The sequence below is a fragment of the Neorhizobium sp. 2083 genome (genome assembly GCF_031455615.1).
GTDB lineage: Bacteria > Pseudomonadota > Alphaproteobacteria > Rhizobiales > Rhizobiaceae > Neorhizobium.
Genome location: NZ_JAVDTC010000011.1, coordinates 128,170 through 142,098, shown reverse-complemented (window position 1 = coordinate 142,098; position 13,929 = coordinate 128,170). Strand labels below are relative to the sequence as shown.

Here is a 13,929-nt window from a genome sequence, read left to right as displayed (position 1 = left end):
CCTCAGGCCGCCTTCGAACGGAACAGGGTGTCGAAAGCCGAACCCAGGAGGCGCTGTCCTTCTTCCGTGATCGACAGAAGCGGCGGCCGCACCCTCAGCCAGGACGGATCGCCCGACAGATGGGCGATCATCGCCTTGACGGCCGGGGTCACGGGATATTTCAGCAATTCGAGGACGAGATCGACGATCCGCTGATCGTCCTCGCCATCGACGGCCATGCGGCGGACTTCGCGCGGGGCGAAATTCGCGACGCCCGAAATCGCGCCCTGTCCGCCGAGGCGCACGCCCTGGGCCAGATGCCGCTCGTCACCGATCAGGATGATGAGGTCGCCATGGTCCTTGAGCAGCTTTTCGGTGAAAGCCCATTCGCCGCCGGAATCCTTCACGCCGGTGACGACGCCGGGAAATGCCTGGCGGAGCCGGCCGATCAGCGCGTGGCTCAGCGGCACCATCGTGACCGAGGGGATGTGGTAGACGATGATGTCGCGGGCCTTGTCGCCCAGAAGCCCGAACACGGCGGAGTACCAGCCGAACAGGCCTTCCTCGCTGACATTCTTGAAATAGGATGGCGGCGCCAGCAGGATGTTGCGCGCTCCCCTGGACAGGGCGTGCGCGGCCTGTTCGGCGGCATCCTCCGCCGCATCGACGAGCACGCCTGCCACCATCTGATGCGGCGCGATGCCGCCCGAAATCATGGCGGAAAGGACCGCCTCCCGCTCACGATTGCCGATCGAGCAGCCTTCGCCGGTCGTGCCGAAGATCGTGGCGCTGGCGCAGCCGGCATCCAGGCTGCGGCGAGCCTGGGCGACCATGGCGTCGAGCGCAATCCGGCCGTCTTTGTCAAAAGGAGTCGCGAGTGCGACGGAGAGCCCGAACCTCATATTGGATTATCTATCCTCCCAGTGTTGGAATTAACATTGGCATACTGACATGTCAGAAATCAACTAGGTATTTTAGGGGATTTGCGCGGAATGCGGGCTGGAGAAACTAGGTGGCCGGTTTGTCCTCTGCGCTCAAGCCAACCGGCTCTGGCTCTGGCCGCAGAAACTCACCTCGATCCCGAGTTCCGCAGCCAACGCGGCCTTGGCAAGGGCGGCGCGATCGGCTTCGCGCGGCGAGTTGGCATAGGCGACCTGGATGTGGTTCGCCTTGTGGCGGGCCATCATCTGGTCGCGGCTGACACCGGTCAGCACGCCGTGCATCATCGGCCATTGTTCGTTGGTGGATTTCCAGCGGCGTTCGGTTTCCTGCCTCGGCAGGGAAATGGCCCGGCCGCGGCCGATATCCATCTTCAGCCTGCTGTCCTCGACGAAGACGCGCGACCAGACGATCTCGCCCGGGCGGGCGATGCCGCGCAGCGTGCCGCCGCCGGCCGGGAAGAACATCGCCGGCTGACGCAGGCTGTCTGAGCCGGCCCAGCCGCCCTCGTTATGCGACGGGGGAACCGCGCCGGAAATCTCGAACACCCAGACGAAATCGTCGACGGAGCCGGAGGCGTCGCGGTCGCCCCAGCGCAGGTCGTGCAAGGTGTTCTCGACCGGCTGGCCGAGCGCGCGGTGCAGCCGGTTGGTCATCAGTCCGTCGAGGCCGGCGCATTCGTCCACCTCGTTGAAGTGGACGATCGCCTGGCCCTTGCGGATCACCTGTCCACGCCTGTTCCTGACATCCGGCCGGCCGTCATCGTTGAGGATGCCTTCCACCAGGTCGGAGGCGGGGAGAAGATCCTTCAGCCCCTGCTGATACTGGATTCCGATCGCCTCGCAGCCGAACTCTTCCGCCATGCGGACCGCGGCGATGTACATGCGGCACTGGTCGATCACCTGCGTCTCGGTCAGCTCGGTCTTCGGATCCGAGCCGAGATGGAAGGTCATGCCCTTGGCGACGAGGTCCCGGTAGATGGCCCTGCCTTCCTCGACCGGCACCTGGGTGGTGGCGTAATAGAGGCTGGATTGCGACAGGCGCTCCTTGAAGATGCCGAGCGGCATCAGCAGTTCGTCGGGAATGATGGCGTTGTACATGCCCATGCAGCCCTCGTCGAAAATGCCGAGGATGACCTTGTTGCGGCGGAAATCGTCGGCGATCTCTCTCGCCAGCGCCTTGAGGTCGGCGGGCAGGGCCGCGGCATCGAGGGGCGTCACATGGGACGCGTCGTGCCGGATCGTTTCCGTCTCCAGCCATTCCTTCAACCCGTCGAGGAAGAAGGTATCGTCGAAGGCTTCGCTCCAGAGGGTGGAATAGGGGACACCGGCCTTGGTCAGCGATCCGTTGAGGTTCAGCATGCCGACTAGGCCCGGCCATTGGCCGGACCAGTTGGCGACCGTGAGGATCGGTCCCTTGTGCGAGGTCAGGCCCGCGAGCACGTGGTGGGAATATTGCCAGACGGCTTCGGCGACGATCACCGGCACATCCGGGTCGATCGCCGCGAAGGCATCCATGCCCTCGCGCTGGGACGAGAGGAAACCATGCTTTTCCTCCGGCTTGTAGGGATGGGCGCGCCTGACGGCGTAACCCATCCCGGCGAGCACGTCAGCGAGCTTTTTCTCCATTGCCTCCTGGGCCGCCCAGCATTGCTGGTTGGCGCTGAGCCGCAGGTCGCCGCTGGCAAAGAGCGCAATTTCCTTCGTCATATCCTCATCCTCATTCGATCACGAACCGGCTGGTCGTCGTTATCCCGCCATCAGCGCCGCATAGGCGGCAAAGTCCTCCTGCATGCGGCGGAAGACCCGGTATTTGCGGTCATGGTAGGCGGCGATTTCGCCGCCGCGCGGTTCGACCACCGTGCCTTCGCCACTCATCGCGGCCATGGCTTGGGGCAGGTCGGCGTAGTGGCCCGCAGCCACTGCACCGAGCATGGCGCTGCCGGCGAGCACCGGTTCCTTCTGGTCTGGCACGACGATCAGGCAGCCGGTGGCGTCGCCATGTTCGCGCAGGAAGAGGCGGCTCTGGGCAAGCCCGCCGCTCACCACCAGGGTCTCGACCGTCACGCCGTTGGCGCGCATCTCCTCGATGATGTGGCGGGTGCCATAGGCAAGGGCCTGCAGCGTGGCCAGGTAATCGAGGGCGAGGTCGTCGACGCCGCTATCGAGCGAGAGCCCGACGATCGCGCCCTTGCGCAGCGGATCGGCAAGCGGCGAGCGGTTGCCGTGGAAATCCGGCTGGACATGACGGCCGGCCGTCAGGAGCGCGGTTTCTCCCTCGTCGCCTTCCGTCGCCATGGCTTCCAGACGCCGGTCCAGCAGGTCGAAAAGGCTGACGCCCTTTTCGGATGCAAGCCTTTTCGCCTCGGCTGCGGCGCCATGGCCGTCGATCACCCTGTCGATCAGGGCGCCGGCAGCGGACTGACCCGCCTCGTTGGCCCAGAGGCCGGAGAGCAGCACGGAATAATAGGGGCCCCAGACGCCCGGCACGAAGGGCGATTCCGGGCTGACGGTGATGTGGCAGGAAGAGGTGCCGGCGATCAGGGCCAGGCGGGTGTCGAGAGGGCCATGTTCCATGCCGACACCGAGCGTGCCGAGGGCGCCGGAATAGGCATCGATCAGGCTCGCGGCCACCGCCACCCCCTCCGGCAGGCCGAGTTCTGCCGCTGCCCTGGCCGACAGCACGCCGACCTTGTCACCGGGCGCGGCGAACCGCTGCCCGATGGCCGCGAAGCCGTCCTTCGCCAGGTCGCCGAGGCCTATCGTCTCGAGGAAACCCCGCCCCCAACCTTCCCCGCTCAACCCTTCCTGGCCGAGATAGGTCCATTTGCAGACCGTGCTGCAGAGCGAGCGGGTTTGTGAGCCGCTGGCCCGATGGACCAGCCAATCCGGCAGGTCGAAGAAGGCGGCGGCGCGCGCCCAGCTTGCCGGCATTTCCCGCTTCAGCCAGCGGAGCTTGGGCATTTCCATTTCCGGGGAGATGACGCCGCCGACATAATCGAGCACCCGTCCGCCGAAGCCGTTGATGGCTTGCGCGTCGCCGATCGCCCGGTGGTCCATCCAGACGATGACGTTCCAGTCGTCCTCGTCGGTCGGGCTGACCGTCACCGGTCCGCCGTCCTCATCCACCACGACCAGCGAGCAGGTGGCGTCGAAGCCGATGCCGGCGACCTTGCCGACATCGATCGCTGCTTCGGCGCAGGCGCGGCGCACGCAATCGCATACCGCGTGCCATATGTCGCGGGACGACTGTTCGACGAAATCTTCCGCTGGCTTCAATGTCGCGATCGGCCGCGATGCCGATCCCAGCAGCCGGCCGGCCGCGTCGAACACGCCCGCCCGCGCACTGCCCGTGCCGACATCGACGCCCACGAAATACGTCATCGCCAAATCCCCCGATGTCGCCTCAGTTCAGGTCGAGGACGAATTGTTGCCCGCCCATGTTCACTTCGATCCTGCCCGGCTCCGCGACCGGGATCAGTCCGCACAGCGTCCCCGTCGTCATCACCTGTCCGGCCTTGAGCATGGAGAAGGAGGAGAGCTGCGTCTGGTTCGCCAGCACGACCATGGTCTTCAGCGGATCGCCATCGGCATGCGCCGCGGGCTTGTCGAAGCCGATCTGTCCGTTGATGATGACCGACAGCTGACCGATCGATGCGCCCTCATCGAGCAGGCTCCGATCGAGCGACGGGCCGAGGACATAACCGATATTGCTCATCATGTCGGCCGCGGCGAGGGCCGGGTCGCCCCGGGAGCCGCCCTGGTAGCGGCTGCGGAGAAGCTCCACGCCGATCCGCACCGAGCCGATCGCGTCGACGATATCCTGGCGGGTCACGCGGCCGTCGCGGGCCACGACATCCTTGCCTAGCACGAAGGCAAGTTCGACCTCCAGCGAGATGCCCGGCTGGTGGGCATGGGCGGTTTCCTCGCTGACGGACAGGAGCGGCGCGCTCTGGCAGAAATCGCCCTTGAGGGTCAGCTTGGCGCCCTTGAACGGCTGGCCGAGCGCGCGAAACACGTCGGTCTGAACCGCGTAGGCATCCGCCAGTGGCAGACCCAGGAAAGGTTCCGGATCGAGCACGGTCCTCGACTGGATGGCATTGCGAATCGCATCCGCGAGGCGGGTCGGGCGGGTGTCGGTGGACGTATCAGGCATGGGCTCAGTTTCCTTGGTTCGAGATGGACGCCGCGTGGCGTTCACAATCAGTACCAATAGCCGAATTCTCGGGCATCCCAATAAAATCAATGGATTTGGCGCGCCTAAAAAAGCGCCTGCCGTGGTCGGGCATCCGTTCCTCCATCCCATCCTGCCGCAACATGCCGCAGCGGAGGACTGATGTAAATAGACATTTGACGACTGATTATGATACTGATTATATCAGTCCTATAACGAGGAGCCCATTATGTCGAATGCTGCCCTGAAAGGCATTGTCGCCGCCTCCGTCACGCCGGTGACGGCCGATTTCCGTATCGATACCATCCGGCTGAAGGCGCATGTCGATCATCTCCTGGCAAACGGCTGCAGCTTCATCTCGACGTTCGGGACGACAGGCGAGGGTGCCTCCTTTTCGACCGCCCAGAAGCTCGCGGCTCTCGAAACCCTGAAGGCGGGAGGGGTCGACATGGGCCGCCAGCTGCCGGCGATCATGACGGCCAGCTTCGATGACGCGGTCACGTCGCTGATCGCCTATGGAGAGCTTGGCTGCCGGGCGGCTCTCGTACTGCCGCCCTTCTATTATGGAGCGAGCGAGGACGGCGTCGCGGCTTTCTTCGATGCGCTGATCGAGCGGACCAAGGCGCAGACGCAAATCGATCTCGTGCTCTACAACATTCCGCAGCTCAGCCGGATCCGCTTCACGCAGCCGCTGATCGCGTCCCTGTTGCGCAAGCACGGTCGTCGCATCGCCGGGATCAAGGATTCGACCGGAGATCTCGATAACGGGCTGATGCTGGTGAAGTCTTTCCCCGAGCTCGCCGTGTTCACGGGCGACGACCGGGTTCTGCCGACCCTCGTCAAGGCCGGCGGCGCCGGCATGATCGGCGGCATGCCGAACGTCTTTGCCAGCGACCTGAGGGCGCTTTACGACAATCCCGACGATGCCGGTCGTCTGGAGAAGCAGTCGCGGCGCATCGAGGCAGTGGATGCCTACGGTTCGCTCGTTGCCCTCAAGGCCGCTCTTGCCCATTATCGCAAAGACGAAAGTCTAGCATATGCGGTGCCGCCGCTGGTTGCTCTCAACCAGCGGGATCGTGTTATGCTCATTGAATTGTTTGAGCGGACGGGTTATCGCGCCGCTGCTTGACCCGCCCGGCGCCTGCCGGCGATAGGAGACCGATGAGCGCACGTACTGCACCGCCCGGCACCGAACAGCCAGAGCTCCGCTCGGTAAAACAGGTCGCCTACGACCGTTTTCGCGAGGCGCTGTTCGACGGCCGGCTTCGGCCGGGTCAGTTCGTGTCCCAGCGGGAGCTCGTCGCCCTGCTCGGCCTTTCGATCGGCGCGTTGCGCGAGCTGCTGCCGCGGCTGCAATATGAAGGCCTTCTGGTCGTCATGCCGCAACGGGGCATCCAGATCACCCAGATCGATCTCTCGATCATTCGCCAGGCTTTCCAGGTGCGCATGGCACTGGAGCGCGAGGCGGTGCTGACCGCCGTCCGGCGCATGCCCGACGCCATCCTCGACGAACAGGCCAGACTCCACCAGTCCATTCTCGACGAGGTCCGCAACGCGCCGTCGCCGGATGTGTTCGAGCGCGGCCAGAAGGTCGATGACGGGTTTCACAACCTTCTCGTCGATTCGACCCAGAACGACCTGCTGATCCAGGCCTATGCCGTCAACGCGATCCGCATGCGGCTCATCAAGCTCGACAGGATCAGCCTTTCCGAACAGGTCCTGCCGCCCGCGTTTGCGGACCATCTGGCGATCATCGACGCCATCAAATCCCGCGACGCGCATGCGGCTGGCGACGCCATCGACCGGCACATCATGCATGCCCGAGAGCGGGCGATCGAGCTCTGACGCGGCTCCCTTCGAATTTCCCTCGCTCCGGTACGCGCAACCGCTGCGGCGCCAAAACCCAGCGTTGCCGTCATCGTACTTGATGTATAACTGATCATATCAGTTTATGGAGAAGTTGTCGAACAACCTGTTTACAGGTCTGTTTTTTTGATGCATGGTGAAGCTGTCAGGGTATCTGACACAGTGGGAGAGGCAATCAGGGAGGACCGAGCTTTGGCACGTCTGGAGCTATCCAACGTCTCGAAAAGCTACGGCGCGTTCGACGCCATCACGGACGTATCGCTTGCCATCGAGGACGGAGAATTCGCGGTTTTCGTCGGCCCGTCCGGCTGCGGCAAGTCCACGCTGCTGCGCCTGATCGCGGGGCTCGACCCGATCAGCGACGGTGCGATCACGATCGGCAGGGACGACGTGACCCGCAAGCCGGCCGGCACGCGCAGCGTTGCCATGGTCTTCCAGTCCTATGCGCTTTACCCGCATATGAGCGTTTACGACAATATCGCCTTTCCGCTGCAGATGGAGCGCCGCTCGAAGGGCGACATCCGCCAGCAGGTCGAGAAGGCGGCCAGCACCGTGCGCCTTTCCACCCGGCTCAAGGACAAGCCGGCGAAGCTTTCGGGCGGACAGCGGCAGCGCGTCGCGATCGCCCGCGCCATCGTCCGCAAGCCGAAAATCTTCCTGATGGACGAGCCGCTCTCCAATCTCGACGCTGCGTTGCGCATCGAGATGCGCACCGAACTCACCCAGCTCCACAAGGAGCTCGGCGCCACCATGGTGTACGTCACCCACGACCAGCTGGAAGCCATGACCATGGCCGACCGGATCGTGGTGCTGAACGGCGGCCGGGTCGAGCAGGTGGGCAGGCCGATGGACCTCTATCACCGCCCGGTCAATCGTTTCGTCGCGGGCTTCATCGGCAGTCCGCCGATGAACATGCTGCGCGGCAGGGTGAAGGCGATCGAAAGCGAATACCATTCCTTCGACGTTGCCGGCATCGGGACGATCGTGATCGACGGGCTGGCGGAACGTCTCAAGATCGGCGAGGAGGTCGTCCTTGGCATTCGCCCGGAATTCCTGGCGCCGCATCCGGCCGGCAGCGAGCCGTTGATAAAGATCGGCGTCGTTCCGCGGTCGGTCGAGAGACTGGGCGCCCAGACGATCATCCACGGCGCCATCGAAGGCCAGAATTTCACCTGCGTGTTTGCCGGCGACCAGGCGGTCGAGCCGGGCAGGGAGCTCAGCGTTTATTGCGATGCGGCGAACATCCATGTCTTCGATGCCGCCGGGACTACCGTCAGTCGGAAATAATCGTCGTCGATAAATCGGGAGGAGTTTACGATGAAGAACGATGTCATGCATGCCATCAAACCCACGCGCCGGGCATTCCTGTCAGGCACCGCGGCCGGTCTCGCCAGCCTGCCGGTCCTGATGTCGGCTTCCGGCCGGGCGCTTGCGGCCGACCAGCAGCTGGTTTTCTGGTCGCAGCTCGCCGGCAGCAAGAAGGCCGCCGGCGAGGCGCTCGAAGCCGCCTTCAAGACCGCGCGTCCGGAAGTCGCGCTGCAGTCCAGCCTCTATGCCGAGCCGTCGCAGCTCAATGAAAAGATGCTGACGGCGATCAACGGCAATACCGGCCCGGACCTGATCGTCCAGCATTGGGACTATAACCTCACCTATGCGTCCGGCAAAAAGCTCGTCGAACTCGGCAAGGCATTGCCGAATGTGAAGACGGCGGATCTCGACCCGTCGCTACTCGCCTATGGTCGTATCGACGGCGGCCAGTATTCCATGCCGCTCTACGGCACTTCGCGCGGTCTTGGCATCAATCGCAAGCTCATCAGCGAAGCGGGCCTCAATCCGGACAAGGGACCGCAGAACTGGGCCGAACTTCGCGAATGGGCAAAGGCCGTCACCAAGCGGCCGGGCGGCGGCATGTTGCAGGTCTCCGGCATCCAGCTCTACCAGAACGACCTCGAGGCCTTCGAACTCTTCACGCTGCTGCTGCAGGGCGCGGGCGGATCGCTGCTGACGGCGGACCTGTCGGCACCGGGCTTTGCGGGGCCGGAAGGCATCAAGGCGCTGACCTTCCTGCGCGATCTCGTGGTTACCGACAAGATCACCGATGCGGGCTTCGGCGTCGGCCCCGGCGGCATGGCGAACCCGTTCAACCAGGGACGCGCCGCGATGCTGGTCGCAGGCAACTATTCGACCAACAACGCGCTGAAGGCGGGGATCGAATTCGACGTCGTTCCCTTCCCGAAGGAGAGCGGCGGGTTCACGTCTCTCGTCGATCCCTTCTGCTTCGCCGTCCGGGCGGGCGCGCCGAACCAGGAAGCGGCCCTCAAGTTCGTCGACTTTGCGATGTCGCCGGAACAGCAGGTGGCTTTCGCGGTCGCCAGCAAGAACGTGCCGACCCTGAAGTCCGCCCAGCAGAACAAGGATGTGCTGGCCGACCCCTATCTCGCCAAGTTTATCAAGACCGCGAGCTACGCTCCGCCGACCGCGCCGGCAACGCCGGTATTCCCCCGGATGATGACGCTCGTCGCCCGCGGCGTGCAGGAAGTCATCTTCCAGAAGAATACGCCCGACAAGGCGCTGAAGGCGGCGGCCGACGAAGTGCAGACATTGCTGAAAAAGGGCTGAGGACGAGGTTATGGCGCTTCGGAACTCGACATCCGGACCGGTCAAAACGGTCAGTTTTCATCAGAACTGGAGCGCCTACGCATTCCTCGCCCCCGCGCTCGTCATCCTGTTCCTGTCGCTGCTGCTGCCGGCAGCGGCGACGCTTTTGATGAGCTTTACCGACGTCTCGTTCCTGAAGCCGACGAATTTCGTCGGCTTCGACAATTACGTCAAACTGTTCAACGACACGCGCTTCCAGCAGGCGGTGGGCAACACGATCCACTATACGATCGGCGTGACCTTCCCGACCATGGTTCTCGGACTGCTGGCAGCGGTGGCGCTCAATCAGAAAGTGCCGGGGCGCATGGCGTTCCGGACGATCTTTTACCTGCCGGTCCTGACGTCGCTGATCGCGGCCGCCGTCGTCTGGGCCTATGTCTACGAACCCTATGCCGGTCCGCTGAACGGACTTCTGACGCGGGTCGGCCTGCCGCCGCAGCCATGGTTGCAGAACCCGGGTCTTGCAATGAACGCGCTGATCATCATGGCCATCTGGCGGGACTTCGGCACCGCGATGATCATCTATCTGGCGGGTCTTCAGGATATCCCGAACGACCTCTACGAGGCGGCGCGTCTCGATGGAGCCAAGGGCAAGGATATCTTCCTGCGTATCACCGTGCCGATGCTGAGTTCCGTTACCTTCTACCTGCTGATCATCCTGATCGTGCAGACCTTCCAGGTGTTCGGTGCGATCTATGTGATGACCCAGGGCGGGCCGCTCGGTTCGACCGAAACGGTGGTCTACCAGATGTACCAGACCGCCTTCGGCTACACTGAATTCGGCTACGGCGCGGCCATGTCGACCGTGCTTTTCCTGACGATCCTGGTGTTCTCGATCATCGGTACCAGGATCATGCGGAGGAAAGACGCATGACCGATCTTGCACAGCCGGCAGCGATGGAACGGCAGATCGCCACCCGGGGCCGGGGGCGGGAGTTCCCGCGGTTCGACGTGATGAACGTCATCGGTTACCTGCTGCTCCTGTTTGCGGCGCTCGCCACCGTGATGCCCTTCCTCTGGATGGTGTCGACCTCCTTCAAGGGCGATCAGGAAATCTTCCGGTTTCCGCCGAGCTTCATTCCCGACGGCCTGCGGTGGCAGAATTATATCGATGCCATGGCCTCGCCGGATGCCGGGCGGCAGCTGGTGAACAGCCTGATCTATGCACTCGGCTCGACGGTCTCGAACCTCGTCTTCTGCTCGCTCGCGGGTTACGCGCTCGCCCGCATGCAGTTTTCCGGCCGCAACGTCATCTTCGCCCTCGTCGTCGGCCTCCTGATGGTGCCGGCCCAGAGCCAGATCGTGCCGGTCTTCCTGATCGTCCAGAAGATCCCGTTCGCCGGCGGCAACGACTGGCTCGGCAATGGCGGCACGGGCCTGCTCAACACCTATTGGGGCATGATCCTGCCGACCGCGGCAACCCCGTTCGGGATCTTCATGATGCGGCAGTTCTTTACCCGCATCCCGATGGAATACGAGGAGTCCGCCAAGCTCGACGGCGCATCGCCGTTCACGATCTTCCGGCGCATCCTGCTGCCGCTTGCCCGGCCGTCGCTTGCAGTCCTCGGGGTGCTCAGCTTCCAGAGCGCCTGGAACGACTTCGTCTGGCCGCTCATCCTCAATTCGCACCGGGAGATGGCGACCCTGCAGATCGGCCTGCAGCTCTTGCAGAGCGGACCGGATGCGCGCTGGAACGTCGTCATGGCGATGGCGACCCTCATCACCCTGCCGGTCATCATCGTTTACCTGCTGGCGCAGCGGCACGTGATCGACGGCGCCGTGACGAGCGGCGTCAAGGGCTGATCATCGACAAAGACATGAACGAGACCGCTTCCGCGGCAAGGAGGATTCCTGTGACCAAGCCAAATTCGATCAAGAATATCGAAGTCTACCGGAAAGAGGGTGAATTCGCCGCGTGGCCAGCGAATTACGGTCTGTGGCTGTGGGGCGACGAGGCGGTGACGATCTTTGTCCAGGGCTTTCGCGGCGAGGCGGAGAACCTGCATGCCCGCGACAAGACGCGGCCTTTTATTCCCGTTCAGGCCCGCAGCATGGATGGCGGCGAGACCTGGACGATCGAGCGGTTCAACGCCTTCGTGCCCGGTAGCCAGACGCTTTCCGGCGACGAGCATGTGCTTCCGGAACTCGAGGCCCAGCCGAAGATCGATATCGAACGGGATCTGCGCCCGCTCGATCAGCCGATCGATTTCACCGATCCGGAAACGATCGTCATGTGCGCCCGCACCGGCCTCTTAGGCGGGGCGATCAGCTGGTTCTATGTCAGCAACGACCGGGCAAGGACGTGGCGCGGGCCTTACCGGCTCGGCGATTTCGGCCTGCCGGGCATTTCGGCGCGCACCGACATCGTGCCGCTCGGCAAGCATGACGCGCTCTTCCTGCTCAGCGCCGCCAAGCCGAACGGCAAGGAAGGCCAGGTCTTCTGCGTGCGCACCCGCGACGGCGGCAAGAGCTTCAGTTTCGAGAGCTTCGTCGGCGAGGAGCCGGAAGGTTTTGCGATCATGCCCGCCTCGATCCGCCTGAAGGACGGCAAGGTGCTGACGCTGGTGCGTTGCGCAACCGCCAGCCGTGGGCCGGATCGCAAGGCCTGGATCGACGCCTATGTCTCCGGCGACGAAGGCAAGACCTGGGAGCCGATCGGCCGGCCGGTGCCGAACACCGGTTATGGCGGCAACCCGCCGACGATCAACCGGCTGCAGGACGGCCGGCTGGCGCTGGTCTTCGGTTATCGCGATGCGCCCTTCGGTTTGCGGGCGCGGGTAAGCTCCGACGAGGGCAGGACCTGGAGCGACGACATCATCATCCGTGACGACGGCGGCATGTCCGATCTCGGCTATCCCCGCACCGTGGTGCGGCCGGATGGCAAGCTTCTGAGCGTCTATTACTACAATTACGGCAGCGATCAGGATCGCTTCATCGCCGCCTCGATTTACGAGATCGCACGCTGATCAGGCTTGACCGGCGCAGACTAAGCGGCCGGCAGGACAATCGCCTACGGGGTGCGCGGTGGCGCATCGTCCGTAAGTCTTCCCAACAAGGGCAGGGCAATCCCATGTGGGAACGCGAGCACTATTGGGCAGGAAGTGCCACCAATTCGATGACCAGACATTCTAGAGAGATGTCGTCGGCTTTCGACTTTGCTCGTATTGCTGTAGGCTCGTCGTAGGAGATTGAAGTCCCGCATGAACAGGATGGACGCACTTACGGTGAGGAGACGGGAAGCCCGGCACGAACGGGCGTCCGCAGCCGTCGCGCGTATTCTGCATGCCGCTGAAAGGAACGGGATCGAAATAACTATTATAGGCTCTTTGGCGAAAGGTGATTTCCGCTCCCATTCGGATGTCGATTTTCTCGTCCGCGGGCCGATCGAACCCAAGCGCCGTCATCTGGTTGAACGATTGGTTGCTGACGGCATGCGGCCATCTGCAGTTCCTTACGATCTGATTTTTGAGGACGATCTGACCGAAGATCGTGTCTTGGAGTTACTGCATGACATCATTTAGCCTGCCAGAGTTCGCGAAACTTTCCCCAAGAATCGCCCGCGCAGAGCGTGAGTTGGCACAGATGGAACAGTATTACGCAAGCCATTCGGCTGAGGTGGCAGATGGAGACTGGGGAGCCGTGGCGGCGGTCTCATCGGGCATCCACAATGTCTATAATGGAATTGAGGACATTCTTCTCAGTATCGCGAGAGATGTCGATGATTACGTCCCCACAGGCGGTTCCGCCCACCAAGACATTCTCGATCAGATGGCAGCCGAGATTACTGGAACGCGTCCGGCACTACTCGATCTCGAACTTTATGACGCTCTTTTTGAACTCAAGGGATTTCGCCATCTCGTGCGCCACAAATACGGTTTCGACCTGAAGCCCGATAAGGTCGCCACAAACCTCGAGCTTCTCAAGTCTGCCTTTCCCGCGTTCATTGACGCGGTGATCCGGCTGGAGAGGGCAATGACGAGCGGTGACGATCACGACGGCGGAAATGGCGAGACGTTCAGCGCCGGACGCTAGCGCACCATTTGGTGGCAATGCTACCTAATTCTGGACGCGAGGTGGTGCGGCATTCTTAACCCTCGCCGGTGGTGGCCGGCAGGTGGGGAGGGTCTTTTTCCGTTGAAGGAAGATAACTCCCCAGCCCCTCCGCACAGGGGAGAGGGCTCCATGCGCCGCCCCATGCTCTTAAATACGGTTGCCTGTCGCGCTTCAAAGCAGATCCGGAAATATAGATGACGCTTGTTCGCGACGACTTCGCAAGGAGTCGGCGAACACGGGCATTTCGGATTGACACGTGTC

General features: G+C 63.2%; 13 protein-coding genes. 9 read left to right on the top strand and 4 right to left on the bottom strand.

Features of this window, described 5'->3' with window-relative positions:
• Positions 1-2: 2 nt before the first annotated feature.
• The 4 genes from J2X76_RS29300 to J2X76_RS29285 all read right to left on the bottom strand — a co-directional run bounded on the left by J2X76_RS29300 (position 3) and on the right by J2X76_RS29285 (position 5,073).
• The gene (locus J2X76_RS29300) at positions 3-881 is read right to left on the bottom strand and encodes a dihydrodipicolinate synthase family protein (RefSeq protein ID WP_310221112.1); all 879 of its coding nucleotides are present in this window, start codon (positions 879-881) and stop codon (positions 3-5) included.
• A gap of 132 nt (positions 882-1,013) precedes the next feature.
• Positions 1,014-2,627: a fucose isomerase gene (locus J2X76_RS29295; protein WP_310221111.1), complete on the bottom strand. Its 1,614-nt coding sequence runs from the start codon at positions 2,625-2,627 to the stop codon at positions 1,014-1,016.
• 39 nt (positions 2,628-2,666) lie between these two features.
• Positions 2,667-4,301: an FGGY-family carbohydrate kinase gene (locus tag J2X76_RS29290; RefSeq protein ID WP_310221109.1), complete on the bottom strand. Its 1,635-nt coding sequence runs from the start codon at positions 4,299-4,301 to the stop codon at positions 2,667-2,669.
• Between the two features lie 22 nt (positions 4,302-4,323).
• A complete protein-coding gene (locus J2X76_RS29285) occupies positions 4,324-5,073 on the bottom strand; it encodes a hypothetical protein (RefSeq protein ID WP_310221107.1) in 750 nt (249 codons plus the stop codon).
• A 247-nt stretch (positions 5,074-5,320) separates the two neighbouring features.
• Between J2X76_RS29285 and J2X76_RS29280 the strand changes: the two genes are divergently transcribed.
• The 9 genes from J2X76_RS29280 (at position 5,321) to J2X76_RS29240 (ending at position 13,647) form a co-directional block, all read left to right on the top strand.
• Positions 5,321-6,220, top strand: coding sequence for a dihydrodipicolinate synthase family protein (locus J2X76_RS29280; RefSeq protein WP_310221105.1), 900 nt, complete (start codon positions 5,321-5,323; stop codon positions 6,218-6,220).
• Between the two features lie 32 nt (positions 6,221-6,252).
• Complete coding sequence (locus J2X76_RS29275) at positions 6,253-6,936, top strand: GntR family transcriptional regulator (RefSeq protein ID WP_113131001.1); 684 nt, start codon at positions 6,253-6,255, stop codon at positions 6,934-6,936.
• Between the two features lie 213 nt (positions 6,937-7,149).
• Positions 7,150-8,244: an ABC transporter ATP-binding protein gene (locus J2X76_RS29270; RefSeq protein WP_310221103.1), complete on the top strand. Its 1,095-nt coding sequence runs from the start codon at positions 7,150-7,152 to the stop codon at positions 8,242-8,244.
• A 30-nt stretch (positions 8,245-8,274) separates the two neighbouring features.
• Entirely contained in the window at positions 8,275-9,576 is a 1,302-nt protein-coding gene (locus J2X76_RS29265) for an extracellular solute-binding protein (protein ID WP_113130999.1), read from the top strand.
• A gap of 10 nt (positions 9,577-9,586) precedes the next feature.
• A complete protein-coding gene (locus J2X76_RS29260; RefSeq protein WP_113130998.1) occupies positions 9,587-10,489 on the top strand; it encodes a carbohydrate ABC transporter permease in 903 nt (300 codons plus the stop codon).
• Positions 10,486-11,418 (top strand): carbohydrate ABC transporter permease, encoded by a 933-nt coding sequence (locus J2X76_RS29255; protein WP_310221100.1) that lies wholly within the window; start codon positions 10,486-10,488, stop codon positions 11,416-11,418. Before J2X76_RS29260 ends, J2X76_RS29255 begins: the two co-directional genes overlap by 4 nt.
• Positions 11,419-11,468: 50 nt before the next feature.
• Complete coding sequence (locus J2X76_RS29250; protein WP_310221099.1) at positions 11,469-12,581, top strand: sialidase family protein; 1,113 nt, start codon at positions 11,469-11,471, stop codon at positions 12,579-12,581.
• Between the two features lie 234 nt (positions 12,582-12,815).
• On the top strand, positions 12,816-13,136 hold the full coding sequence (locus tag J2X76_RS29245) for a nucleotidyltransferase domain-containing protein (RefSeq protein ID WP_310221097.1): 321 nt from the start codon (positions 12,816-12,818) through the stop codon (positions 13,134-13,136).
• On the top strand, positions 13,123-13,647 hold the full coding sequence (locus J2X76_RS29240) for a hypothetical protein (protein ID WP_310221095.1): 525 nt from the start codon (positions 13,123-13,125) through the stop codon (positions 13,645-13,647). Before J2X76_RS29245 ends, J2X76_RS29240 begins: the two co-directional genes overlap by 14 nt.
• The last annotated feature ends 282 nt before the right edge of the window (positions 13,648-13,929 follow it).